The 23425-nt window shown below is 71.5% G+C and carries 19 protein-coding genes and 2 pseudogenes; 10 read left to right on the top strand and 11 right to left on the bottom strand.

Going from position 1 to position 23425, the window contains the following annotated elements; translation table 11 throughout:
* Nucleotides 1-11: 11 nt before the first annotated feature.
* Nucleotides 12-971, bottom strand: coding sequence for a metal ABC transporter substrate-binding protein (locus ACWDRW_RS16575; protein ID WP_451723776.1), 960 nt, complete (start codon nucleotides 969-971; stop codon nucleotides 12-14).
* A 143-nt stretch (nucleotides 972-1114) separates the two neighbouring features.
* On the opposite strand from ACWDRW_RS16575, the gene ACWDRW_RS16570 reads away from it, so the two are divergent.
* From ACWDRW_RS16570 to ACWDRW_RS16560, 3 genes are all read left to right on the top strand, one after another.
* Nucleotides 1115-2497: a glycine--tRNA ligase gene (locus ACWDRW_RS16570; RefSeq protein WP_451723774.1), complete on the top strand. Its 1383-nt coding sequence runs from the start codon at nucleotides 1115-1117 to the stop codon at nucleotides 2495-2497.
* 139 nt (nucleotides 2498-2636) lie between these two features.
* Nucleotides 2637-3551, top strand: coding sequence for a DUF4394 domain-containing protein (locus ACWDRW_RS16565; RefSeq protein WP_451723772.1), 915 nt, complete (start codon nucleotides 2637-2639; stop codon nucleotides 3549-3551).
* A 66-nt stretch (nucleotides 3552-3617) separates the two neighbouring features.
* A complete protein-coding gene (locus ACWDRW_RS16560) occupies nucleotides 3618-4229 on the top strand; it encodes a LysE family translocator (protein ID WP_451723770.1) in 612 nt (203 codons plus the stop codon).
* Here the strand turns inward: ACWDRW_RS16560 and ACWDRW_RS16555 are convergent.
* Both ACWDRW_RS16555 and ACWDRW_RS16550 read right to left on the bottom strand, forming a co-directional pair.
* A pseudogene (locus tag ACWDRW_RS16555) lies at nucleotides 4216-4785 on the bottom strand (NAD(P)-dependent oxidoreductase); the annotation flags it as partial. The gene ACWDRW_RS16560 and the pseudogene ACWDRW_RS16555 sit on opposite strands and share 14 nt — an antisense overlap.
* 102 nt (nucleotides 4786-4887) lie before the next feature.
* Nucleotides 4888-5757 (bottom strand): annotated as a pseudogene (locus tag ACWDRW_RS16550) (EamA family transporter); the annotation flags it as partial.
* A 79-nt stretch (nucleotides 5758-5836) separates the two neighbouring features.
* On the opposite strand from ACWDRW_RS16550, the gene ACWDRW_RS16545 reads away from it, so the two are divergent.
* On the top strand, nucleotides 5837-6751 hold the full coding sequence (locus ACWDRW_RS16545) for a LysR family transcriptional regulator (RefSeq protein WP_451723949.1): 915 nt from the start codon (nucleotides 5837-5839) through the stop codon (nucleotides 6749-6751).
* Here ACWDRW_RS16545 and ACWDRW_RS16540 read toward each other — a convergent pair.
* Nucleotides 6729-7775, bottom strand: coding sequence for a chitinase (locus ACWDRW_RS16540; RefSeq protein ID WP_451723768.1), 1047 nt, complete (start codon nucleotides 7773-7775; stop codon nucleotides 6729-6731). The two genes, ACWDRW_RS16545 and ACWDRW_RS16540, sit on opposite strands and share 23 nt — an antisense overlap.
* 192 nt (nucleotides 7776-7967) lie before the next feature.
* Between ACWDRW_RS16540 and ACWDRW_RS16535 the strand changes: the two genes are divergently transcribed.
* Both ACWDRW_RS16535 and ACWDRW_RS16530 read left to right on the top strand, forming a co-directional pair.
* Nucleotides 7968-8975 (top strand): aldo/keto reductase, encoded by a 1008-nt coding sequence (locus tag ACWDRW_RS16535; RefSeq protein WP_451723766.1) that lies wholly within the window; start codon nucleotides 7968-7970, stop codon nucleotides 8973-8975.
* A gap of 23 nt (nucleotides 8976-8998) precedes the next feature.
* Complete coding sequence (locus tag ACWDRW_RS16530; RefSeq protein ID WP_451723765.1) at nucleotides 8999-9592, top strand: TetR family transcriptional regulator; 594 nt, start codon at nucleotides 8999-9001, stop codon at nucleotides 9590-9592.
* A gap of 4 nt (nucleotides 9593-9596) precedes the next feature.
* Here the strand turns inward: ACWDRW_RS16530 and ACWDRW_RS16525 are convergent, their stop codons facing one another.
* The 3 genes from ACWDRW_RS16525 to ACWDRW_RS16515 form a co-directional block, all read right to left on the bottom strand.
* Nucleotides 9597-10214, bottom strand: a complete 618-nt coding sequence (locus ACWDRW_RS16525) for a GNAT family N-acetyltransferase (protein WP_451723763.1) — start codon at nucleotides 10212-10214, stop codon at nucleotides 9597-9599.
* Between the two features lie 48 nt (nucleotides 10215-10262).
* Nucleotides 10263-10469, bottom strand: coding sequence for a hypothetical protein (locus tag ACWDRW_RS16520; RefSeq protein WP_451723761.1), 207 nt, complete (start codon nucleotides 10467-10469; stop codon nucleotides 10263-10265).
* A gap of 68 nt (nucleotides 10470-10537) precedes the next feature.
* Complete coding sequence (locus tag ACWDRW_RS16515) at nucleotides 10538-11977, bottom strand: MFS transporter (RefSeq protein WP_451723759.1); 1440 nt, start codon at nucleotides 11975-11977, stop codon at nucleotides 10538-10540.
* Nucleotides 11978-12078: 101 nt separating this feature from the next.
* On the opposite strand from ACWDRW_RS16515, the gene ACWDRW_RS16510 reads away from it, so the two are divergent.
* On the top strand, nucleotides 12079-12957 hold the full coding sequence (locus ACWDRW_RS16510; protein WP_451723756.1) for an MmyB family transcriptional regulator: 879 nt from the start codon (nucleotides 12079-12081) through the stop codon (nucleotides 12955-12957).
* Here the strand turns inward: ACWDRW_RS16510 and ACWDRW_RS16505 are convergent.
* Entirely contained in the window at nucleotides 12947-14389 is a 1443-nt protein-coding gene (locus ACWDRW_RS16505; RefSeq protein WP_451723755.1) for an MFS transporter, read from the bottom strand. The genes ACWDRW_RS16510 and ACWDRW_RS16505 overlap by 11 nt on opposite strands.
* Before the next feature lie 78 nt (nucleotides 14390-14467).
* Between ACWDRW_RS16505 and dusB the strand changes: the two genes are divergently transcribed.
* On the top strand, nucleotides 14468-15610 hold the full coding sequence (gene dusB, locus ACWDRW_RS16500) for a tRNA dihydrouridine synthase DusB (protein WP_451723753.1): 1143 nt from the start codon (nucleotides 14468-14470) through the stop codon (nucleotides 15608-15610).
* 43 nt (nucleotides 15611-15653) lie between these two features.
* Nucleotides 15654-16181: a hypothetical protein gene (locus tag ACWDRW_RS16495; RefSeq protein WP_451723752.1), complete on the top strand. Its 528-nt coding sequence runs from the start codon at nucleotides 15654-15656 to the stop codon at nucleotides 16179-16181.
* 6 nt (nucleotides 16182-16187) lie between these two features.
* Here ACWDRW_RS16495 and ACWDRW_RS16490 read toward each other — a convergent pair whose 3' ends face one another.
* The 3 genes from ACWDRW_RS16490 to ACWDRW_RS16480 all read right to left on the bottom strand — a co-directional run bounded on the left by ACWDRW_RS16490 (nucleotide 16188) and on the right by ACWDRW_RS16480 (nucleotide 22073).
* Nucleotides 16188-18203, bottom strand: coding sequence for a CDP-alcohol phosphatidyltransferase (locus tag ACWDRW_RS16490; RefSeq protein WP_451723751.1), 2016 nt, complete (start codon nucleotides 18201-18203; stop codon nucleotides 16188-16190).
* 191 nt (nucleotides 18204-18394) lie between these two features.
* Nucleotides 18395-20332, bottom strand: coding sequence for an amylo-alpha-1,6-glucosidase (locus tag ACWDRW_RS16485; protein ID WP_451723748.1), 1938 nt, complete (start codon nucleotides 20330-20332; stop codon nucleotides 18395-18397).
* 37 nt (nucleotides 20333-20369) lie between these two features.
* Nucleotides 20370-22073 carry an MGH1-like glycoside hydrolase domain-containing protein gene (locus ACWDRW_RS16480; protein WP_451723746.1) on the bottom strand — a complete coding sequence of 568 codons (1704 nt, stop codon included), beginning with the start codon at nucleotides 22071-22073 and terminating at the stop codon, nucleotides 20370-20372.
* 120 nt (nucleotides 22074-22193) lie between these two features.
* On the opposite strand from ACWDRW_RS16480, the gene ACWDRW_RS16475 reads away from it, so the two are divergent.
* Entirely contained in the window at nucleotides 22194-23390 is a 1197-nt protein-coding gene (locus ACWDRW_RS16475) for an ROK family protein (protein ID WP_451723745.1), read from the top strand.
* Nucleotides 23391-23425 lie beyond the last annotated feature (35 nt).

Genomic DNA, 23425 nt, shown 5'->3' with positions numbered 1-23425 from the left:
CTCCGGGTTGGTCACTTGGCGCCGAGCGCGGTCTGGAGCGCCTTGAGGTTGGCGTCCATGACCTGGATGTAGTCGTCGCCCGCGGACTTGTCGGTGATGCCCTCGATCGGGTCCAGGACGGCCGTCTCCAGGTTCGCGTCGGAGGCGAGGGTCTTCGCGGTCTTGTCGCTGACGAGCGTCTCGTAGAACACAGTGGTGACGCCGTCGGCCTTGGCCATCTTCTCGAGTTCCTTCACCCGGGCACCGCTCGGCTCGGACTCCGGGTCGAGGCCGCTGATGGCCTCCTCGGTCAGGCCGTAGCGCTCGGCGAGGTAGCCGAAGGCGGCGTGCGTGGTGATGAAGACCTTGGAGTCGGTGTTCCGCAGACCGTCCTCGAACCGGGTGTCGAGCTCGCCGAGCTTCTCGACCAGGGCCTCGGTGTTCTTCCTGTAGTCGGCGGCGTGGTCCGGGTCGGCCTTCTCGAAGGCCTTGCCGACGCCCTCGGCGACCTCGGCGTACTTCACCGGGTCGAGCCAGACGTGCGGGTCCTTCCCGCCGTCTTCGTGGTCGTGCTCTTCTTCCTCGTGCTCCTCCGCGTGGCCGCCGACCTCGGTGCCGTGCTCCTCCAGGGAGGTCAGCGTGGTGGCGTCGATCTTCGTGGCGACCTCGGACTGGGAGATCGCCTCGTCGACGGAGGGCTGCAGGCCCCTGAGGTAGAGGGCCGCGTCGGACTCCTGGAGCTGCGCGGTCTGCTTGGCGCTGATCTCCAGGTCGTGCGGCTCCTGGCCGGGCTCGGTGAGGCTGGTGACGTTGACGTGGTCACCGCCGATCTGCTCGGCGAGGTAGGCCATCGGGTAGAACGACGCGACGACGTCGAACTTCTCCGTGTTGCCCGCGGCCGCGCTGTCGGAGCAGGCGGAGAGAGTGCCGAGACCGAGAGCGGTGGCCGCCGCGACCGCGATCCCGGATATGTGGTGTCGTCGTACGTTCATGACTCTCATTTTCAGCAAGAATGGAAATGATTGTCAACAACCGTGATGGGCCGTCCACAGAGCGCTACCGATTTGGTCGAGGGGGAGTGCCCGCCGGTACGCTGAGGCATTCGCTGCCGTCCATTCGTCATGAAGAGAGCACCGTGGCCGCCGACAAGATCGACACCATCGTCAGCCTGAGCAAGCGCCGTGGCTTCGTTTTCCCTTGCAGTGAGATCTACGGTGGTCAGCGCGCCGCCTGGGACTACGGACCGCTGGGTGTCGAGCTCAAGGAGAACCTCAAGCGTCAGTGGTGGCGCTACATGGTGACGTCGCGCGAGGACGTGGTCGGTCTCGACTCGTCCGTGATCCTGGCCCCCGAGGTCTGGGTGGCCTCCGGTCACGTCGCCACGTTCACGGACCCGCTGACGGAGTGCACCTCCTGCCACAAGCGGTTCCGCGCCGACCACCTGGAAGAGGCCTACGAGGCCAAGCACAACCGCCTCCCGGAGAACGGCCTCGCGGACGTCAACTGCCCCAACTGCGGCAACAAGGGCCAGTTCACCGAGCCCAAGCAGTTCTCGGGCCTGCTCTCCACCCACCTCGGCCCGACCCAGGACAGCGGCTCGGTCGCCTACCTGCGCCCGGAGACCGCCCAGGGCATCTTCACCAACTTCGCCCAGGTGCAGGTCGCTTCGCGCAGGAAGCCGCCGTTCGGCATCGCGCAGATGGGCAAGTCCTTCCGCAACGAGATCACGCCCGGCAACTTCATCTTCCGCACCCGCGAGTTCGAGCAGATGGAGATGGAGTTCTTCGTCAAGCCGGGCGAGGACGAGAAGTGGCAGGAGTACTGGATGGAGCAGCGCTGGAACTGGTACACCGGCCTGGGCCTGCGCGAGGAGAACATGCGGTGGTACGAGCACCCGAAGGAGAAGCTCTCCCACTACTCCAAGCGCACCGCTGACATCGAGTACCGCTTCCAGTTCGGCGGCAACGAGTGGGGCGAGCTGGAGGGTGTCGCCAACCGCACCGACTACGACCTCACCGCGCACTCCAAGGCCTCCGGCCAGGACCTCGCCTACTACGACCAGGAGGCCCAGGAGCGCTGGACGCCGTACGTCATCGAGCCGGCGGCCGGTGTCGGCCGGGCGATGCTGGCGTTCCTCCTCGACGCCTACGTCGAGGACGAGGCGCCGAACGCCAAGGGCAAGATGGAGAAGCGCACGGTACTGCGCCTGGACCACCGCCTCGCCCCGGTGAAGGTCGCGGTGCTTCCGCTGTCCCGCAACGCCGACCTGTCGCCGAAGGCCAAGGGCCTCGCCCAGGCGCTGCGCCAGCACTGGAACATCGAGTTCGACGACGCCGGTGCCATCGGCCGCCGCTACCGCCGCCAGGACGAGATCGGCACGCCGTACTGCGTGACGGTCGACTTCGACACCCTGGACGACAACGCGGTCACCGTCCGCGAGCGCGACTCGATGAAGCAGGAGCGCGTGTCCCTGGACCAGATCGAGGGCTACCTGGCCTCCCGTCTGATCGGCTGCTAGTCACCGAAGGTCGACGAAAACCCCGGTTCCGTCACGGATGTAACGGAACCGGGGTTTCGCCCATCCTGGGCGCATTCGGCTCCGAAGTGCAGGACATGCGGGGCCCACCGGGGGCCGCGCGTCCTGTACGGGGGGCACCATGCGCAAGCAAGCAGTCATCGGGGCGGCCGTCCTGGCCCTGGCCATCGGTTCCGTCGGCTATGTCGCGGCGAGCGACCACGGCGGGCGGGACGGGTCGTCGGTCTCCACGCAGACCGGTTCCGGGGCCGGGTTCGCGGGGGTCGCGAGCGACCGGCTCCGCGCGGTCGGCCTGACCGCCGATCAGCGGCTCGTCAGCTTCCGCGTCGACCGTCCCGGTACCGTCCTGCCGCTGGGCAGGATCAGTGGCCTCAGGGGCGACACGAAACTCGTCGGCATCGACTACCGGGTGCAGAACAACAAGCTGTACGGCGTCGGCGACCGGGGCGGGATCTACACGGTCCGCGAGATCGGCGCCAGGGCGACCAAGGTCTCCCAGCTCGGCGTCGCTCTGCGGGGCACGTCCTTCGGCGTCGACTTCAACCCGGCCGCCAACCGGCTCCGGGTCATCAGCGACACCGGCCAGAACCTCCGGCACAACATCGACGACCCGGCGGGCGCACCCGCCGCGGGCGGCACCGCCGTCGACGGCACGCTCACCAACCCGCCGGTCCCGCCCGCGACGACCGGTACGACCGCGACCGGCGTGACGGGGGCGGCGTACACCAACAACGACCTCAGCGCCGCCACCGCCACCACCCTCTTCGACCTCGACACCGCCCAGGACCGGATCTCCGTGCAGTCCCCGGCGAACGCCGGCACCCTCGCCCCCACCGGCGGGCTCGGCACCGACGTCCCGCCCGACTCCGGCTTCGACATCCACAGTTCGGCGAGCCGGGGCACCAACACCGGCTGGGCGGTGACCGGTTCGCGCCTCCTCCGCGTCGACGTCCTCACCGGGGCGGCCACCTCCACGGGGTCCTTCCCGCGGGGGCGCCAGGTCGTGGACCTCGCGATACCGCTCCGGCAGGGCTGATTGGTCCGCCAACCGCGCGCCCGATTGGCTCTGTCAGCGGGCCGGTGACGAGGCCAGGGTGGCCGTATGAGCATCGCGTTTCTGCTGACCACCCTGGTCGTCGTCGCCACGCCCGGTACCGGCGTCGTCTACACCCTCGCCGCCGGGCTCTCCTACGGGCGGCGGGCCAGTGTCGTCGCCGCCTTCGCCTGCGCCCTCGGGATCCTGCCGCACATGGTGGCCACGATCACCGGGGTCGCCGCCCTGCTGCACGCCAGCGCCACGGCCTTCCAGATCCTCAAGTACGCCGGAGTCGCCTACCTCCTGTACATGGCCTGGGCCACCCTCCGGGACAAGGAGGCGATCACCGTGCAGGAGGCCTCGGCGCCGTTGTCCGCGGGGCGGATGATCGTCCGAGGTGTGCTGATCAATCTGCTCAACCCCAAGCTGACCATGTTCTTCTTCGCGTTCCTGCCCCAGTTCGTGGACCCGGACGGACCGCGTGCCGTGCCACGGATGCTGGCGCTCAGCGGGGTGTTCATGCTGGCGACCTTCGTCGTCTTCGCGGTCTACGGCGTCTTGGCCGCCTCCGTCCGCAGCAAGGTCGTCGCACGGCCCGGGGTGATGACCTGGCTGCGCCGGAGTTTCGCCGGGTCCTTCGTGGCGCTGGGGGCGAAGCTGGCCTTCACCGCCCGGTAGTCGCGTGGGCGACCGTGAACAGCCGCTCCGCGCCCGGGCTTTCGAGTTCGTCCAGGACCGCGAGGGCCAGATCCTCGGCACTGATCCAGGAGCGGCCGTCCGCGGAGGTGAGCAGGGTGTCGGTGCCGCGCCGGTGGCGTCCGGTCCGCTCGCCCGGCTCCAGCAGGGCGGGCGGCGCGAGGTAGACCCAGTCGCGGTGGGCGTACGCCTCGCAGGCCCGCAGCTGGGCCACCCCGGCCGCGGCGACCGGCCGCACCTCTGCGGGCACGTAGGCGGAGTTGTCGGCGATCAGCAGCGCGGGGTCCCCGGGGCTGCGCAGCACGCCGGCGCCGCCGACCACGAGGGTGCGTATGCCGGTGTCCAGCACGGCACGGGTCGTACGGACGAGGAAGTCCTGGTCGGCCGGCTCGGTCCGCACGGCGACCACCACGGCGTCGGCGCCCGCGAGGGCCTCGCGCAGGGCGTCCGGGTCGCCGGCGTCGACCGCGTACGGCGTCACGTTGGGGTCGTCGGCCGCGGGGTTGCGGGACAGCGCGCGCACCCGGTGTCCGCGGGCGGCGGCCTCGGTGACGACCCGGCTGCCGACCATGCCGGTGGCGCCGAGCACGGCGATGGTCAGGTGCTTGGTCATGGAATCCGCTCTCCTTGTGAACAGGTTTGTCAGATCAGGGGCGTTGAACTGCGCGGCGAGCAGCGCGGCGAGGGCGAGGACGAAGCCGACGACCTGGAGCGCGCCCAGCGTCTCGCCGAGTGCGAGGCCCGCCAGGGTCGCGACCAGCGGGGACAGCAGCACCAGCGGGGCGGACGCGCCGACCGGGAGCCGGCCGAGCCCCCGGAACCAGAGCGTGAACGAGATCAGCCCGCCCATCCCACCGAGCCAGAGGTAGCCGAGGGCGGCCTCGCCGCCGATCGCGGGCGGCGCGCCTTCGACGAGGACGGTGAGCGGCAGCAGCACCAGCCCGCCGACCGTCAGTTGCCAGCCCGCGAGGGTCACCGGACCGACCCCGGCGGGCCGCCCCCACCGTTTGGTCAGGACGACTCCGGCCGCCATGCCCGCCGTACCGCCGAGACCCGCGAGCACGCCCACGGCGTCCAGCCGGGCCTGCGGGCCGAGCACCACGAGCCCGACGCCGAGGACGCCGAGCACGCCCCAGCTCCATGCCCAGGCCGTGGCCCGCTGGTGGAGCAGCGGGATGGCCAACCCGGCGACCAGCAGCGGCTGGACGGCGCCGAGGGTGCCGGCCACGCCTCCGGGCAGGCGCTCCGCCGCCACGAACAGCAGGGGGAACAGCGCGCCGATGTTGAGGGTGCCGAGCACCGCGGCCTTCCACCACCAGTCGCCGCGCGGCAGGACCCGGGTGAACGCCAGCGCCAGCAGCCCGGCGGGCAGGGCCCGCAGCACCGCGGCGAACAGCGGGTGGCCGGGCGGAAGCAGCTCCGTGGTCACCGCGTAGGTGGTGCCCCAGGACGCGGGGGCGAGCGCGGTCAGCGCGACGGTCGAGGGCTGCCGGGCGGAGGAGTTCTGCATGTCCCGCAGTCTCGGCCTGCCTCAGCCATGTCTCCAAAGCATGGTTGCGATAGCAGTGATGAACGACAACGATGGATGCGTGGACCTCCAGCAGATGCGGTACGTCGTCGCCGTCGCCGAGACCCGCAACTTCACGCGCGCCGCCGAGCGCTGTGCCGTGGTGCAGTCGTCCCTGAGCCATCGGATCGCCGGTCTGGAAAAGGAGTTGGGGGTGAAGCTGTTCGCCCGGACCAGCCGGCGGGTGGAACTGACCAGCGCCGGGGAGGCGTTCCTGGTCGGCGCTCGGGAGTGCCTGGCCGCCGCCGACCGCGCGGCGGCGGACGCCGCCGCGGCGGCCGGGATCGTACGAGGACGGCTCGCCGTCGGTGTCATCGTGACGGCCGCCGCGGTCGACGTGCCGGAACTGGTGCAGCGCTATCGCGGCCTGCACCCCGAGGTCCGGGTCGTGCTGCGCTCCGGGCGCAGCGACGACTTGGTGGCGGCGATCCGGGACGGGGACCTGGACATCGCCTTCCTCGGACTGCCCGAGGACCAGCGGCCCACCGAGGTGGAGACACTGATCCTCGATCACGACGAGCATGTGCTGGTGGTGCCGGCCGGGCACCGGCTCGCGGGTGCCCGGCGGGTCGGGCTGCGGGACATCGCCGGTGAGACGTTCGTGGACTTCATGCACGGCACGCCCGCCCGCGCCCAGTCCGATCAGGCGTTCACCGCCGCCGGGCTGGTGCGGGACGTGGCGTACGAGGTCGGCGTCGTCGAGTTGATCACCCGGCTGACCGAGCGGGGGCTCGGGGTCGCGCTGCTGCCCTCGGCCTTCGTCCGGCCGCTGGCCGACCGGAACCCCGGGCTGGCGCTGGTCCCGGTGCTGGACGGGCCGCGCCGCGTCGAGGTGCTCGCGTGGAGCCGGTTCAATCCGAGTCCGGCGACGCGGGCGATGCTCGAGGTGCTCGGGGTCCCGGGCAAGCGCTCGGTCAACGGCCCTGGAGCGCCTTGACGTTGTCGCCGAAGGTCCAGTTCTTCGAGCCGTCCCAGTTGATCGACCAGGTCATCAGGCCCTTCAGGGAGGTGCCGTAGTGGCGCCAGGCCTGGGCGACCAGCGACGGTGACATGTAGCCGCCGCCCGCGCCGGACTGGGCGGGCAGGCCCGGGACCTGCTTGTCGTACGGCACCCTGATCGTCGTACCTTGGATGACCAGGCCCCTGTTGAGGCAGTCGGTCTGGGCCACGAAGCCCTGGACGGTGCCGGCCGAGTAGGAGTCGCCGGAGCAGCCGTACATGCTGCCGTTGTAGTACTGCATGTTCAGCCACCACAGGCGGCCGTTGTCGGCGTACTTCTTGATGATCGGCAGGTAGGCGCCCCAGATCGAGCCGTAGACGACGCTGCCGCCGGTGACGTAGGCCGTCTCCGGGGCCATCGTCAGGCCGAAGTTGGCCGGCATGCGGGCCAGGATGCCGTCGATGATGCGGATCAGGTTGGCCTGGGACGTGGACAGTTGGCTGATGTTGCCGCTGCCGATCAGGCCGGTCTCGATGTCGATGTCGATGCCGTCGAAGTTGTACTTCTGCAGGATCGGCACGATGGTCGCGACGAAACGGTCCGCCACGGCGGTGGAGTTGAGGTCGATACCGGCCGTCGCGCCGCCGATGGAGAGCAGGATCGTCCGGCCCGCCGCCTTCGCCGCGCACATCTCGGCCGGTGTCGCCACCTTCACGCCCGTGTCCATGCCGTCCTCCCACAGCGCGGTGCCGTCGGAGCGGATGACCGGGAAGGCCGCGTTGATCACGTTGTAGCCGTGCGCGCCGATCCGGGAGTCGGTGATCGGGGTCCAGCCGAAGGGCGGATGGACGCCGTTGGCGGCGCCGTCCCAGTTCTCCCAGTAGCCCTGGAGGACCTTTCCGGCGGGCTTGGACTTCACGGCGCAGGTGTCGGCGGCGGTGGCGGCGGGCGCGGCGGGGAGCTGGGTCAGACAGGCGGTCGCCACTGCTGCGGTGAGCAGGCTGAGGGCGCGGCGGATCATGCGAGGCCTCCCGGTGGGGGTGCGGTGAGGTGTCGTAGGCATGACAGAGCTGTTCGAGACGACTGTGCGCGCGGTCCAGACCTTTCGTCAATAGGTCTGGACCAATCAGATGCAGGAAGGTGCCCGGCGGTGAATGACAAATGACAGCTGACAGATATTGAAATCTGTCAGCTGTCATGTCAGACTGTTTCCATGACCACACAGACACGCACCCTCGGAACCACCGGCCCTCAGGTCTCCGCCCTCGGTCTCGGCTGCATGGGCATGTCCGCGTTGTACGGCGACGCCGACCGGGCCGAGTCGATCGCGACGATCCACGCCGCCCTGGAGGCGGGCGTGACCCTGCTGGACACCGGCGACTTCTACGGCATGGGGCACAACGAGACGCTGATCGGCGAGGCCCTGCGCGCCGCGCCCGCCGAGCGCCGCGAACAGGCGCTGGTCAGCGTGAAGTTCGGCGCGCTCAGGGACCCGGACGGCGGCTGGAGCGGCTACGACGGACGGCCCGCGGCCGTGCGGAACTTCGCCGCGTACTCCCTGCAGCGCCTCGGCGTCGACCACATCGACGTCTACCGGATCGCCCGGCTCGACCCGGGCGTGCCGATCGAGGAGACCGTCGGCGCCATCGCCGAACTCGTCGAGAAGGGGTACGTCCGTCACATCGGCCTGAGCGAGGTCGGCGCCGACACCATCCGCCGCGCCGCCGCCACCGCCGCGATCTCCGACCTCCAGATCGAGTACTCGCTGATCTCCCGGGGCATCGAGGAGGAGATCCTGCCCACCACCCGGGAACTGGGCATCGGCATCACCGCCTACGGTGTCCTGTCCCGCGGGCTGATCTCCGGCCACTTCAGCCGCGACCGGCAGCTCGCCGCCAACGACTTCCGCTCCGTGTCACCCCGCTTCCAGGGAGACAACCTCCGGCACAACCTGAACCTCGTCGAGGCCCTGCGCAAGATCGCCGAGCACAAGGGGGTGACGGTCGCGCAGACCGCCATCGCCTGGGTGCTCTCCCGGGGCGAGGACATCGTGCCGCTCGTCGGCGCCCGGACCCGGCAGCGGCTGACCGAGTCGCTCGGGGCCCTCGACATCGCCCTGGATCAGGCGGACCTCGCCGCGATCGAGCGGGCGGTGCCGGCCGACGCCGCCGCGGGCGACCGCTACCCGGCGGCGCAGATGGCCCACCTCGGCAGCAGATGAGACCCGAAGGTACGGTCTCCTCCATGGCACCGACCTCCGAAGCCCTGACCGCCGAGCGCATCCTCGAGGCCACCGAGGAGGTGCTGCGCCGCCACGGCCCGGCCAAGGCCACCGTGGTGGACGTGGCCCGCGCGCTCGGTGTCAGCCACGGCAGCGTCTACCGGCACTTCCGGACCAAGGCGGCGCTGCGCGAGGCGGTGACCAAGCGCTGGCTGGACCGTACGTCCGAGGTGCTGTCCGGGATCGTCGCCGAGAGCGGGCGCGAGCCGGAGTCCCGGCTGGAGGCCTGGCTGCTGGCCCTGTTCGACGCCAAGCGGCACAAGGCCGGGGACGACCCCGAGCTGTTCGCCACGTACACCGTGCTGACCACGGAGAACAGTGACGCGGTCGACGAGCACATCGACGACCTGACCGGCCAGCTCGCCGAGATCGTCCGCTCCGGAGTGGAGTCGGGATCCTTCTCCTCCGACGACCCGCTCACCACGGCCCGCGCCGTCTTCCAGGCCACGGCCCGCTTCCACGACCCCGGCTATCACCGGGAGTGGGAACGGCCGGACGCGCAGAGCGAGTTCGAGGCCGTGGTGGATCTGCTCGTCCGGGGGCTGCGGGCGGACTGAGGGCTCAGTGGTCCCGGGTCGTCCGGCCCAGGCAGGTGGACTGGCCCAGGCCCGGCACCTTGATCTCGTGGAAGCCCATCCGGTCGTAGAAGGCGCGGGCGCGGGTGTTGGCCGTCGCCATGACCAGGTGCACGGCGGGGACCCCGCGGTCGTCCAGGGCCTGGAGGAACGTCCGCATCAGGGACCGGCCGTGGCCCTTGCCCTGCCACTCGGGGAGCAGGTCGATGTGCAGATGGGCCGGGTAGGCGATCAGCTCGGGCAGGACCATCCGTTCCGGGCGGTGGAGCAGGTCGGCGATCGTCTCGTCGGGGGTCCTGGGCGGGCCCTTGGGCGCCGGGTGGCGGAAGGCGACCTTCGGCAGCCACTTCGTACGGAACTCCGCGGCGAAACGGGGGGTGTCGGCGGTGCCGAGGACGTAGCCGACGGCCTGTCCCTGTCCGTCGTCCAGCACGAACGCGAGCTCGGGCTCCAGGTGGACGTAGGGGGTCGCGAAGGTGGCGGGGAAGACGGCCGGGTCCGCGTAGTGGGGACGGCTGTCGCCGCCCTGGTGCGCGGTGCGGACGCAGATGTCTTCCAGGGCGGGCTGGTCCTCGGGGCGGTAGGGGCGCACGGCATGGGTCACCCCCGCATCGTGCCGTGTCTGGGAGCGCTCCCACAAGGGGGAGGGCTGTCAGGCGACGGTCGGATCCACCGTCGCCTGGTGCGCCTCCGCCAGATGCTCCTCCGCCTTCAGCCAGGGCAGGAACTGAGCCGAGATGCGCCACCCGCAGGTGTCGCATCTGACCGTCCGCTGCACTCCCGTGCGCCGTACCTGGACGACGTGTTCGCGGCCGTGCTGGTCCCAGCGGGTGACCTTGCTCGTGTTGATCTGCGGCATGACGCCTCCAGGGGGCCTGGGAATTCAAGGAGGAGTGTGCAGCAAGAGCAACATCAAAAGGGGTTCCTTCACACCGAGTTGGCCAAGCTGTGCCCTGGCAGGCGCAGGCTGAGCAGCGCGGTCAGGACCACGGTCGCCAACTGCACGAGCAGCGTGACGACCAGGGCGTCGCGCATGCCCAGGCCCGGGACCAGGGAGAGGAAGAGCGTGCCCAGGGTGGCCACGCCCAGCGCCAGCGCCGACTGCTGGGCGGTGATCATCACGCCGCTGCCCACGCCGGCCCGCGCGGGCGGCACCTCGGAGAGCACGATCCGGAACAGCACCGGCAGTTGAGGGGCCTGGCCCGCGCCCGCGACCGCCGCTCCGGGGAGCAGCGTGAGCAGGCCGAGGTCCGGCCAGGAGCGCCAGGCGGTCAGGGCCAGCAGGCCGAGCCCCACGCCCTGGAGCACGGCGCCGGCGGTCACCACGCGGACGCCGTACCGGGCGACCAGGCGGGGTCCGGCGAGCGAGACGGCGAAGAAGGAGACCGCCATCGGCAGCAGCGCGAGGCCGGCCGGGACCGGACCGAGGCCCGCGCCCTCCTGGAGCGCCACCGCGATGACGAACATGAAGCCGCTGAAGCCGATCGAGAACGGCAGGATCATCACCAGACCGCGTCGCAGCGAGGTGAGCGCGAACAGGCTCGGCGGCACCAGCGGAGTCCGGCCGCGCCGGTCGGCGCCGCGCTCCACCGCGTAGAACGCCGCGGCCGCGAACGGGAAGGCGGCCAGCGACAGCCAGGTCCACAGCGGCCAGCCCGCCGCCCGGCCCTCGGTGAGCGGGACCAGCAGGGTCAGCAGGGCCGCGGCGAGCAGGACCGTGCCGGGTCCGTCGACCGGTTCGGGGCGGGCGGAGCGGGTCTCGGGGACGGCGCGGACGGCGAGGAACAGGGCGAGGACGACGACGGGCACGTTCACCAGGAACACCGAGCGCCAGCCGGTTCCGGCGAGATCGGCGGCGACGAGGATCCCGCCGAGGATCTGCCCGGCGACCATGGACAGGCCCGCGGTGGCGCCGTAGAGGCCCATGGCCTTGGCGCGGCGGGGGCCCGCGGTGGCCGACTGGATGGTGGCGAGGACCTGCGGGAGCATCGCGGCGGACGCGGCGCCCTGCGCCACCCGGGCGGCGACGAGCGTCCACGCGGTCGGCGCGAGCCCGCACGCCAGCGAGGTGATTCCGAAGGCCGCCATGCCGCCGAGGAAGAGCCGGCGCCGGCCGAAGAGGTCGCCGAGCCGGCCGCCGAGGACGAGCAGCACGGCGTAGGCGACGCCGTAGCCCGCGACGACGAGTTCCAGGACGGACTCGCTCGCGGCGAGGTCGTGGCCGATGGTGGGCAGGGCCACGTTGACGATGAAGAAGTCGATGAGCGGAAGTGCCGCGCCCAGCAGCACGGTGAACAGGCCGAGTCCGCCGAGCGTGGGGGGCGCGGCGGTGGCTCGGGCCTGCTGTGAGGTCATGGTCTCGGTCACGGTGTCGAGCCTGCGCCCACCCGGAGGCTGGTACCAGAGTGTCTTTATCCTGGTAGAAGGACTACCTGGCAACAGGGTTGGTACGGCGGCAGGCTGGGGGCATGACGACCATGGCGCAGGAACAGACCGCGAGCCCGCGCACCCGCGAGGCGGACGTGCGGCGGCATGAACTCGCCGCGTTCCTGCGGCACCGGCGCGAGCACATCGCCCCCGAGCAGGTGGGCCTGCCCCGCGGCCGTCGGCGCCGGACGCCGGGACTGCGCCGTGAGGAGGTCGCCCAGCTGTCGGCGGTCGGCGTCACCTGGTACACGTGGCTCGAGCAGGCGCGGGACATCCAGGTCTCGGTCCAGGTGCTGGACGCCCTGGCCCGGGCGCTGCTCCTGGACGCGGGCGAGCGCGCCCACCTCTTCCAGCTCGCCGGAGCGGTGGACCCGACCCCGGCGACGAGCTGCCCCTCGGTCACCCCGGCACTGCGGGCGGTCCTCACGGGTCTGGAGCCGATCCCGGCCTGCGTGCAGAACAGCCGGTACGACATCCTCGCCTACAACAGCACGTACGGGCAGCTGCTCTGCGACCTGGACGCGGTGCCGCCGGAGGACCGCAACTGCATGATCCTGTCGTACACGAACGACGAGTGGCGCTCGTCGATCGTGCACCTGGAGGAGACCCAGCGCCTGATGGCGGCCCGCTTCCGCGCCACGATGGCCGGCCATCTCTCGGAACCCGCCTGGAAGATGCTCCTGAAGCGGCTGCGCACGGAGTCCGCCGAGTTCCGCGCGGCCTGGGACCGCCACGAGGTGGTGGCCCACCGCACCAAGCGCAAGGAATTCCTCAACCGCCACGTCGGCCGCCTGGTGGTCGACCACACGGACTTCTGGCTGGGCCCGGAGGTGGGTCCGCGGGTGGTGACGTACGTGCCGGCGGACGAGGAGTCGAGGCTGCGGCTGGAGAAGCTGCACGCGCTGGCCGCTAGGCGCTGATCCTCGACGCCTCGCGCACCTCCGGCGACTGCAGCCGGTCGGCCGTGCGTTCGGCGGTTCGGCGGGCCCAGGGGCCGGTGGTGAGGAGTCCGAGAAGGAGCACGGCGAGGCCGCAGGCCGTGAGGATCCACCAGCCGGGGACCGCCGCCGTGACGAAGGCGTCCTGGTACGTGGACGCGCCCACGCCCGCGGCGAGTACGGCCCCGACCACCGCGACCCCGAGGGTCTGGCCGAGCTGGCGGCTGGTCGAGGCGACGGCGGCGGCGACGCCCGCCTGGGACCGGGGCATGCCGGAGACCGCCGTGTTGGTGATGGGGGCGTTGACGAAGCCGAAGCCGATGCCGAAGAGGGCGTAGCCGAGGAACAGGGTCGGGTGGGAGGTCTCGGCGTCGAACACGGCGAAGAGCAGGGCGCTCGCGGTCATGGCCACGCCCGCGACGAGCAGCGGGAGGCGCGGCCCGCGATTGCCCACCAGGCGGCCGGACAGGGGTGCGCACAGGAAGGTCGGTATCGCCATCGGCAGCATCCACAGGCCGGCCTCCAGGGCGGTCAGACCGCGGACGTTCTGGAGGTACAGCGTCGACAGGAACAGGAAGCCACCCAGCGCGGCGAACGCGCTGATCGCGATCACCGTGGCGCCGCTGAAGGGTGCCGAGCGGAAGAAGCGCAGGTCGATGAGAGGTTCGGCGCGGCGGGGTTCGTACCGGAGCAGGGCCAGCAGGGCGCACAGCGCCACGGCCGCGAGCGGGAGGCTCGCCGTCAGGGAGTTCGGCGCCTCGATGATCGCGTACGTCAGGGAACCGAACAGGGCGATCACCAGGAGCTGGCCGACCGGGTCCACCCGGCGGGGCTTGGGGGCCCTGGACTCCGGGACGTGGCGGAGGGTCAGGAACAGGGCCGCGAGGCCCACCGGGAGGTTGACCCAGAAGATCGAGCGCCAGCCGACCGAGTCCACCAGCAGGCCGCCCACCAGCGGGCCCGCCGCCATCGAGATGCCGACCACCGCGCCCCAGACCCCGATCGCCCGGGCCCGCTCGCGCGGATCCGTGAAGGTGTTGGTGATGATCGACATGGCGACCGGGTTGAGCATCGAGCCGCCCACCGCCTGCACCATGCGGAAGGCGACCAGGGCCTCCAGGCTGGGGGCCATCGAGCACAGGGCCGAGCCGATCGTGAAGACGACCAGGCCCGCCATGAAGACGCGCTTGCGACCGATGCGGTCGGCGGTGGAGCCCGCGAGCATCAGCAGCGAGGCGAGGACCAGCGTGTACGCGTCGATCGTCCACTGCAGGCCCGCCGTGCTCGCGTGCAGATCCTGCTGCAGCGAGGGCAGGGCCACATTGAGGACGGTGTTGTCGAGGCTCACGATCAGCAGGCTCATACAGCAGATCGCGAGCACCAGCAGGCGTCGGCGGTGGCTGAGCTCGGGCATGGTCTCCATCGTACGCCGATTTCGATAGTGCGTCTAACTAACGAATTTTACGAACTCATTGCACGGCACAATGGGGGAATGCCCACGACCGTCACCCCCCTGCAGATCGGCCCGCACACCGTTCAGCCGCCCGTCGTCCTGGCCCCCATGGCCGGGATCACCAACGCACCCTTCCGCACGCTGTGCAGGGAGTTCAGCGGGGGCAAGGGGCTGTTCGTCAGCGAGATGATCACCACTCGGGCGCTGGTCGAGCGCAACGAGAAGACCATGCAGCTGATCCACTTCGACGAGAGCGAGAAGCCCCGGTCGATCCAGCTGTACGGCGTGGACCCGGCGACCGTCGGCAAGGCCGTCCGCATGATCGCGGAGGAAGGGCTCGCCGATCACATCGACCTGAACTTCGGCTGCCCGGTGCCGAAGGTGACCCGCAAGGGTGGCGGCTCGGCGCTGCCGTACAAGCGGAACCTGCTGCGGGCCATCCTGCGCGAGGCGGTCAGCGGGGCGGGTGACCTGCCGGTCACGATGAAGATGCGCAAGGGCATCGACGACGACCACATCACCTTCCTCGACGCCGGCCGGATCGCCGTCGAGGAAGGGGTCACGGCCATCGCCCTGCACGGTCGTACGGCCGCCCAGCACTACGGCGGTACGGCCGACTGGGACGCCATCGCGCGCCTCAAGGAGCATGTGCCCGAGATCCCGGTGCTCGGCAACGGCGACATCTGGTCGGCCGAGGACGCGGTGCGGATGATGCGGGAGACCGGCTGTGACGGGGTCGTGGTCGGGCGCGGGTGCCTGGGGCGGCCGTGGCTGTTCTCGGACCTGGTCGCCGCGTTCGAGGGGCGGGACCAGGACATCGCCCGCCCCGCGCTCCGCGAGGTCGCCGACGTCATGGTGCGGCACGCCACCCTGCTCGGCGAGTGGATCGGCGACGAGGCGCGCGGCGTCATCGACTTCCGCAAGCACGTCGCCTGGTACCTGAAGGGCTTCGCGGTCGGCTCCGAGATGCGCAAGCGGCTGGCGATCACGTCCTCCCTGGAGGAACTCCGCTCCGGCCTCGACGAGCTGGACCTCGACCAGCCCTGGCCGCTCGGCGCCGACGGCCCCCGCGGCCGTACCTCCGGCAACAACCGGGTCGTCCTCCCGGACGGCTGGCTGAAGGACCCGTACGACTGCGCGGGCGTGAGCGAGGACGCGGAGCTGGACACCTCCGGCGGCTGAGGCGATCTCGACAGCGGACGGCACGGCGCCGACACTGGGCGGCGTGGCGGACGGCGCGATGTGGGTCGCGGCCCTCACCGGCGGTACGGCGGTGCTGGCGAGCTGGGTGACCAATCTCGGGAACGTACGGGCCGCCCGGGCCCAGGCCGAGTCGTCGGCGCTGGCCCAGGAGCGCGGGCGGGTCAGGGAGTTGCGCCGGGCCGCCTACCTCGACCTCATGGAACAGGCCCACGTCGCGGGCGAGTTGTACTGGCGGGCGGCGTTCGCGTTCACGCACCTCGCTGACGCCGATGAGCTGCGGACGCGGATCCAGGAACTGCGGGGCGAGCTCCGGGACGCGTACGACCCCCTCATGCGGAGTGTGCGGGTCGTCGCGCTGGAGGGACCGGCCGACGCCGCCGAGGCGGCCGACGCGGTGCTGGACGTGGCGGCGGAGACGAACCGGACGCTGTGGCACTTCGTCCTCGGGGTGTCGGGGGCGCAGGAGCGGTTCGACGCGTTTCACGAGGAGTTCAAGCGGCTGCTGGCGGGGTTCGTCGAGGTGGCGCGGCAGGCGATGGGCGCGCCGTGAGGAGCCTCAGTCCTTCGTCGGGTGGGGGGTCGATCCGTAGGCCGTCAGGAAGCGGTCTCGGAAGGTGTCCATCTTCCAGACGGGGGCGTTGGGGGCGGGCTGGAGGCCTTCGGTCCAGTTCCAGCTGCTGATCCTGTCGAGGACCTCCGGGTCCTTGGCCACGATCGAGATCGGGACGTCCCGGCTGGCCTGGTTGCCGCTGACCCGGGCGATCGGCTGGTGGTCGCCGAGGAAGACCAGGACCGTGTCCTCGGTGCCGTAGCGCTCCAGCCACTGGGTCAGGGACGTCACCGAGTACGCGATGGACTTGCCGTACTCCTCACGGGACTTGGTGGTGTCCGTGATGATGTCCTGCGGCTTCTTGCCCTCCTTCTGGATGGCGTCGAAGAGCGAGCCGTCGCCCAGGTCGTCCCAGTCGACCAGCTTCGGGATCGGGGCCCAGGGCTGATGACTGGAGGTCAGGATGATCTCCGACATCAAGGGCTTGTCCCGCTTCTTGCCGTGGACCTGGCGCTGGAAGGCCTCCAGCGCGTACTGGTCCGGCATCGTCGACCAGCTGAACTTCGGTCCCCGGTAGCCGAGGTGGAAGGCGTCGTAGACCTTGTCCAGGCCGTAGAAAGCGGCCTCCGGCCAGCCTTTCTGGATGCCCGGCATGATCCCCACGGTGTCCCAGGCGCCGGTCTTCTGGAACGCCTTGGTGAGGGTGAGGTGGTCGCCGGAGGTGACCGTGCGGTAGCGCTGCTGGTTGTCGACCCACAGCCCGGAGAGGAAGGTCGAGTGGCCCAGCCAGCTGCTCCCGCCGTAGGTCGCGGAGGTGAGCCAGCCGCTCTGCGCCTGATACCCCGCTGCCTTCAGGGAGTCGGTGCTCGCTTCCAGGGCGCTGGTCACTCCCGGGGCCATGATGTCGTCCTCGATCGCGCTGCGGCCGTAGCTCTCGATGAAGGTGAAGATCACGTCCTTGCCGCGCAGGTCGGGGAGGAGCTGGTCGGCCGGGGTCGCGCCGAAGCGGTCCGCCTTCGCCTCCCGGGCGAACGCCGCCTCGTCCCGCAGGGTGTCCTGAACCCGCTTCGCCTGGATCGCCAGGGCGGAGGCCGCGCGGTCGGAGGCGATCGGCAGTCCGGCGAGTTGGAGGCCGAGGGTGGAGCAGGTGATCCAGACCGTGCCGGCGATGAGGGTGGCCTTCGCGGCCCGGTGTCTGTGGTCGGACAGGGCGTTGGCGACTCTCACCGTGGCCAACGCGGTGAGGACGAGGAGGAGTACGGCGAGGAGGACGGCGGCGACGGTGGCGGTGAGGGTGGTGGCCTCGCCCATCGAGTCCCTCATGTACGCCTGCGCGTCGTCGAGGAGGGACCAGTCGAGGACCAAATTGAAGCCGCGGCCCAGGTATTCGCGGAAGCCCATGTCGAGGACGTTGAGGATGGTGAGGGCGCCGAGGGTGGTGCCGGTGAGGACGGCGACGACTGTTCTCGGGCGGCGGGGGAGGGAGAGGAGGATCGCGGCGCCCACGATCGCTTCCGCGGGGAGTCGGGTGAAGCGGTTGAGGCGTAGAGCGGCGAGGCTGTTGGGGAGGAGGAGGGTGGCGAGCACGAGGGCGGCGGCGAGGGCGGTCACCGGCCAGCGGCGGGGGTTGTCGGGTGGCGTGTCGGCCTCGGCCGCGCCTTCGGCCTCCGTCGTGTTTCCACCCGCACCACCCGTGCCGCTTTCGTCGTCGGGTGCGGGTGGTCCTGGTGGGGGTTCCTCGGCGGTGGCTGCGGTCGGCGGCTGAAGGGGTTCCTCGGCGGTGGGTGTGGGTGGCGGCTGAGGGGGTTCCTCGGCGGTGGCTGCGGTCGGCGGCTGAAGGGGTTCCTCGGCGGTGGGTGTGGGTGGCGGCTGAGGGGGCTCCTCGTTGGCGGCGGGTGTGGTGGGCGGCTGAGGGGGCTCCTCCGTGTCGGGGGTTGCGAGTTCGGGTGGGCGGGGCGGCTCGTCGGGGGTCTTCGCGGGCGGCGTGGGGTCGGGGTTTGCCGGGGTGGGTTGTTCAGCCACTCGTGTGCCTGGGAGCTGGCGCAGGCGCGTGAAGACGGGCACCCGGTGGTCCTTCCTCGCGGTCCCTCGTGGTGGGGCAGGGAGGCAAGGGCCGCCCCCTGATGCGTACGGGGCCGTGGGCGGGCTTGTTCAGGCAGGCCGGGCCAGCGCTCGGCAAACTCCCGGCAAACCTGCGGCGAAGCCGCCCGGCGCTACGCCCCGCCCACCGCCGTCAGCAGCGCCAACGGGGCCGTCGCCGAGCGGGACTCGCGGACACAGGCATGGGGGTACGGGACCGGTTCCGGGTGGGTCTCCCGCCCGTACCCCGCCAGGACCTCGGGGAGGCGGTGGCCGGTCGCCGTCGCCGCGTCCACGAGGGCGTGGGCCACGGTCCGGGCCTCGTCGTGGAGGCCGTAGCGGGAGAGGCCCAGGCAGATCAGGGCGTTGTCGTGCGGCCAGACCGAACCGCGGTGGTAGGAGAGCGGGTGGTACGCGGCCTGGTTCGCGGCCAGCGTGCGCACCCCCCACCCCGAGAAGAAGTCCCCCTCCAGCAGCCGCCGCCCCACCAGCTCGCCGTACTCCTTGTCCAGCAGGCCGGACCAGAGCAGATGACCGGCGTCGGAGGCCAGCGCGTCCACCTGACGGCCCTCGCCGTCCAGGGCCAGCGCCGGGAAGGAGCGCTCCGGCATCCAGAAGTCCCGTTGGAAGCGGTCCCGCAGATCACCCGCCGCCTGTTCCAGCAGCGCCGCGTACTTGTCGTCCGCCCATACCGTCCGCGCCAGCCATGCCGTGCGGCGCAACGCGTCGTACGCGTACCCCTGCGCCCCCGCCGCCATCACCGGCCCGTTCGCCCTCGTGCCGTCGGACCAGCAGATCGCGCCGGGGGAGTCCTTCCAGTTCTGGTTCGCCAGGCCCCCCAGGTCGGCTCGGTACACCAGATAGCCCCGGGAGGTCAGGCCGCCGTGGTCCAGCATCCAGGCGACCGCCGCCCGCGCGTGCCGTTCCAGGCGTCGGGGCAGGTCGAGATCGCCCGTCTGTTCCACGTAGGCGCCCAGGAGGACCAGGAAGAGCGGTGTCGCGTCCACCGAGCCGTAGTAACGGCCGTACGGCACCTGGCCGAAGTGCGCCAGCTCGCCGTGCCGGACCTCGTGCACGATCTTGCCGGGCTGGGCCACCGAGACCGCGCCGGTCTCCGTCGCCTGCGTCGCCGCCAGCGCGGGGAGGGTCGCCGCGGCCAGGGCCGGTCGGTAGGGCAGGGCGAAGAGGGAGGTCAGGAGGGCGTCCCGGCCCAGGAGGGTCAGGAACCAAGGGGCACCGGCCGCGGGGACGCGCACCTCTTCCCCGTCCAGGCCCGTCGCCGGGATCTGGAGTGCGGCCAGGTCCGCCAGGCCCCGGGCGCAGGCCGCCGCCAGTTCCGGCCAGCCGGTGGGGAAGGAGACGCCCGCGACGAACTCGCCCTCCAGGGCCAGTAGCTGCTCGTTCAGGGCGGCCGGTGAGCGCGGGACGCGCAGGGCGCGCTTGTCGCCGTGCGGGCGGGCCATCACCCTCAGCGCCAGCTCGGCCGTGCCGTGCGGCTCAAGATCCAGCGTCCAGACCAGGCGCCTCGCGCCGGTGCCCGTTTCCTCCACGGCGTCCGGGGCCGGCTCGGCCGTCACCGTCGTACAGGAACGCCATTGGCCCCGCTGGTACCCGAACTCCACGCCGTGATCGAGGACTTGGCGGGAGCGGACGGCGCCGGTCTTGGCGTAGGTGCGGTGGTCGGAGCGGAGTTCGAACTGGTCCGTGAAGTCGGCGTCCGCGGTGATCGCCAGGCGGACCGTGGTGGGCGTCGGGAGGTTGCTCGTCACATGCAGGCACTCCACGAACGAGCCTTCTCCCACCGCCTGTTCACGGAAGAGCGTGTACGCCGGCGGCTCCTGGCGCCCGCCCCGGGGGACCAGGACACAGCGGGCCGTGTCCGCGTCGGCCACGGGGGCCAGGGCCTCCGGCACCGCGCCGTCCAGTGTCAGTTGCCAGCGGCTGAGGTGGCGGGCGTCCCTGACGAACATGCCGTCCGGGGCGCCGCCGCCACGTACGCCGCTGATGTCGCCGCCGTCTCCCACGGCGGCGAACGTCTCCCCGTGCACGAGCAGATGATGCCGGTCCGTCATCCCTGTTCCCCTCCCCTGGTTTGCCTGGTTTGGCTGGCTACCTGATGCCTTTGATGTCGATGCCGTCGATTGCCTCGATGGCGTCGGTGACGCCTTCGGCGCCCTCGGCGTCCTTGGTGACGTGTGAATCCGATGCGGGCTCGTCCTGCAGCAGGTCGAGTGCGAGCGCCGCCGTCCAGCTGAAGTCGGCGGTGCCGCAGGCCGCGCCGGTGTACGGCTCGACGTACTCGGCGAATCCGGAGCGGTCGGCCAGCTCCAGCACCGATCTCCGCAGTCCGTCGGCCAGGTGCCGTTCGCCGTGGGTGCGCAGGCCGCGCTCCAGCAGCCAGGCGGTGTTGAACCAGGCCGGGCCCCGCCAGTAGCGGTGCGGGTCGAAGGCCTCGCCGAGCAGGTCGTAACTCGGGACCAGGCGGGTGGTGTCGCCGAGCGAGAAGTGCGGTCCGCGGGCGGTGCGGACCAGGGCGTCCGTGATCTCCCTCGGCAGCGTGGGGAGCAGGAGCGGGATCAGGCCGGAGACGGATCGTTCCGGGATGAGGCCGCCGCCGCGCACGTCCCGGCAGAAGAACATCCCGCGCTCCGGGTCCCAGAGCCGGTCCAGCAGGGCCGTCGTCAGGCGCTCGGCGCGCGCGTGCCGGGCGGTGCCGGTCGCCCCCAGCTCGCAGGCGATCCGGGCGAGGGCGTGCTCGGAAGCGATGAGCAGGGCATTGAACGCGGGGTCCTCGACGGCGAAGGCGGGCGGGGCGCCGGCATGCCTGCCACTGGCGGCCGGGCCACCGGCATGCGTGCCAGGGCTGGGCGGGTCGCCGGCACGCGTGCCAGGGTCGGGCGGGTCACCGGCATGCGTGCCGCGGGCGGCCGAGTCACCGGCATGCCCGCCACGGGCGACCGGATCACCGGTGTGTCCGCCAGTCGCGCGCGGATCGCCGGTGTGTCCGACGGCCGCGCCCCGGCCCGGCGCGTCCGCCGAAGCCCTCCGGCCGGCCCCCACCCCGTCGTCGTACCCCCTGTCCCGGTACTCCGCCGCCAGCCGGACATACCGCCCGTAGTCCAGATCCGTCGGCCGGTCCTCCGCGGCGCCGTGGTCCAGGTCCGCGCGTCGGTAGGAGCGGGCCGGGGCGGGGGCGACGCGGGCCAGCGGGGCGTCCCAGCAGGGGCTGTTGTCCATGCCCTGCTCCCAGGGGTGCACGACCGACACCAGACCGCCGCCGCCCAGGTCCCGCCGGTGCAGCAGGTAGCGGTGCCAGGCCGCCAGCTTCGGGTAGACCCGGGCCAGGAAGCCGCGCCCGCGGGAGAGCCCGGGGTCCGCGCGATGCACCAGCCAGGCGGCCAGCGCGTGCACCGGTGGCTGCACGATGCCGGACGTCTGTACGGTGCGCGGGGCGCCCGCAGCGCGCCCCGCGGTCGAGGAGCGCCAGAAGTCGGGGCTCGGGAAGTAGGCGTCGAGCGGGACGGAGGGGTTGAAGACGATGTGCGGAACACGGCCGTCGCCCCACTGGGCGTCCAGCAGTGTCTCCAGCTCCGTCTGGGCCCGTAACGGCGACAGGTGCCGCAGCCCGATCGCGATGAACGCCGAGTCCCAGGACCACTGGTGCGGATACAGGCCCCGTGAGGGGACCGTGGAGGCGCCCGTCCAGTTGGCCTCCAGCACCCGAGCCGCTCTGACGTGCAGGGAGCGCGCGGCCGGATCGTATACGGAGGGCCGTTCCACTGGGCGGGCGGCCAGCGCGGTGATGCGATCCACTCGGGACTCCCCGGGAGACGAATCGGTGATCGGTTCGGCAAGAGCTACCGTAGGGTTACGTCTATTTAACACGCAAAACTCAATATGTAATGCAAGATGGAGAAACACAAGGGGGTGCGCATGACGGGTCGGGGACAGATCAGCGCCGGCGATCTGCTCGAACTGGTCCGTAGCGGCCGGGCCACGACGCGCGGTGCCCTCCAGCAGGTCACCGGCCTCTCCCGGGCCACCGTCGGACAGCGCCTCGACCGGCTCTTCCGGGCGGGCTGGCTGCGCGAGGGCGCGGGCGGCCCGGTCGGCTCCCCGCTCGGCGGACGCCCCTCGATCACCCTGGAGTTCGACGACGCGCACGCCGTCGTCCTCGCCGCCGACCTCGACACCCGGCACGCCCGCGCCGCCGTCCTCTCCCTGACCGGTGAGATCCTCGCCGAGCACGGCGGCACGCTGGTCGTGGAGGACGGGCCGGAGACGGTGCTGGGGGAGCTGGGTCACTGGTTCGCGGAACTGCTGGAGAAGGCCGGTCAGCGGGCCGACGAGGTCTGCGGCATCGGGCTCGCCGTGCCGGGTCCGGTCGACAGCGAGACCGGCCGGGTCGTCCAGCCGCCGATGATGCCGGGCTGGGACGGCTACGACATAAGAGGCCGCCTGGCCAGATCCTTCACCGAGCACACCGGAGCGCCCCGGGTCCCGGTCCTGGTCGACAACGACGCCAACCTCATGGCGTACGGCGAACAGCGCACCGGCTACCCGGACTGCTCGGCGTTCGTCCTGGTGAAGGTCTCCACCGGCATCGGCGCGGGCGTGGTCGTGGACGGCTCGCTGTTCCGGGGCATCGACGGCGGCGCCGGGGACATCGGGCACATCCGGGTGGGCGCCGAGGCGCTGTGCCGCTGCGGTTCCTACGGCTGCCTCGCCGCCGTCGCCAGCGGCGGTGCCGTGGCCCGGCGGCTGGCCGAGGCCGGGGTGAAGGCGGCCTCGGGCTCGGATGTGCGGGAGCTGCTGGCGGCCGGGCATCCGGAGGCGGTCGGTCTCGCCCGGGAGGCGGGCCGGCAGGTCGGGGACGTCCTGGCGACCGTGGTGACCCTGCTCAACCCCGGGGTGCTGATGATCGCGGGAGATCTGGCCGGAACACCGTTCCTGACCGGTGTTCGAGAGCTGCTCTACCAGCGGGCGCTGCCGCGCTCCACCGCTCATCTGGAGATCGTCACCTCGCGACTGGGGGAGCGGGCGGGCCTGGTGGGGGCCGGTGCGCTGGTCGTGGAGCATCTGTACGCGCCCGAGCGGGCGGAGGAGCGACTCACGGAACTGGGCGTGTGACAGGCGTGTTTCTGTCCCACGTCACGTCCGCATGG

This window comes from Streptomyces sp. NPDC003635, assembly GCF_053587635.1.
The sequence above is the reverse complement of the archived record's forward strand: the minus strand, read 5'-3'. Positions and strand labels throughout refer to the sequence as shown.

Excerpts from the sequence above, each read along its gene's own strand:
- ACWDRW_RS16535 (WP_451723766.1), top strand. The coding sequence starts at position 7,968 with ATGACCACACAGACACGCACCCTCGGAACCACCGGCCCTCAGGTCTCC.
- ACWDRW_RS16520 (WP_451723761.1), bottom strand. The coding sequence starts at position 10,469 with ATGCCGCAGATCAACACGAGCAAGGTCACCCGCTGGGACCAGCACGGC.
- ACWDRW_RS16540 (WP_451723768.1), bottom strand. The coding sequence starts at position 7,775 with ATGATCCGCCGCGCCCTCAGCCTGCTCACCGCAGCAGTGGCGACCGCC.
- ACWDRW_RS16560 (WP_451723770.1), top strand. The coding sequence starts at position 3,618 with ATGAGCATCGCGTTTCTGCTGACCACCCTGGTCGTCGTCGCCACGCCC.
- dusB (WP_451723753.1), top strand. The coding sequence starts at position 14,468 with ATGCCCACGACCGTCACCCCCCTGCAGATCGGCCCGCACACCGTTCAG.
- ACWDRW_RS16575 (WP_451723776.1), bottom strand. The coding sequence starts at position 971 with ATGAACGTACGACGACACCACATATCCGGGATCGCGGTCGCGGCGGCC.
- ACWDRW_RS16565 (WP_451723772.1), top strand. The coding sequence starts at position 2,637 with ATGCGCAAGCAAGCAGTCATCGGGGCGGCCGTCCTGGCCCTGGCCATC.
- ACWDRW_RS16530 (WP_451723765.1), top strand. The coding sequence starts at position 8,999 with ATGGCACCGACCTCCGAAGCCCTGACCGCCGAGCGCATCCTCGAGGCC.
- ACWDRW_RS16485 (WP_451723748.1), bottom strand. The coding sequence starts at position 20,332 with ATGACGGACCGGCATCATCTGCTCGTGCACGGGGAGACGTTCGCCGCC.
- ACWDRW_RS16510 (WP_451723756.1), top strand. The coding sequence starts at position 12,079 with ATGACGACCATGGCGCAGGAACAGACCGCGAGCCCGCGCACCCGCGAG.
- ACWDRW_RS16505 (WP_451723755.1), bottom strand. The coding sequence starts at position 14,389 with ATGCCCGAGCTCAGCCACCGCCGACGCCTGCTGGTGCTCGCGATCTGC.
- ACWDRW_RS16475 (WP_451723745.1), top strand. The coding sequence starts at position 22,194 with ATGACGGGTCGGGGACAGATCAGCGCCGGCGATCTGCTCGAACTGGTC.